Below are 293 nucleotides of genomic sequence, written 5' to 3' on the forward strand. Positions count from 1 at the left end.
GTGAAGCCCCCCTCAAGATGAGATTTCCCAGTATGTAAGACCCCTTGAAGACGACGAGGTAGATAGGCTGGGGGTGGAAGTGCAGCAATGCATGGAGCTGACCAGTACTAATCGGTCGAGGGCTTATCCAATATGCAGGTTGTAAATCGCGAATTTCGTTTCGGATCTAGTTTTCAGAGAATAAACTCTGAGATGTAAGCTAAGCTATGCGTTTGGTGGCGATGGCGGAGGGGTTCCACACGTACCCATCCCGAACACGACCGTTAAGCCCTCTAGCGCCGATGGTACTTGGA

General features: G+C 50.9%; 2 rRNA genes. Both read left to right on the forward strand.

Annotated features, from left to right (window positions below):
• Positions 1–131, forward strand: a 23S ribosomal RNA gene (locus HP548_RS34190); the annotation flags it as partial.
• Between the two features lie 80 nt (positions 132–211).
• Positions 212–293: ribosomal RNA gene (rrf, locus tag HP548_RS34195) — 5S ribosomal RNA — on the forward strand; the annotation flags it as partial.

Origin of the sequence: Paenibacillus taichungensis (assembly GCF_013359905.1) — a bacterium.
Lineage (GTDB): Bacteria > Bacillota > Bacilli > Paenibacillales > Paenibacillaceae > Paenibacillus > Paenibacillus taichungensis.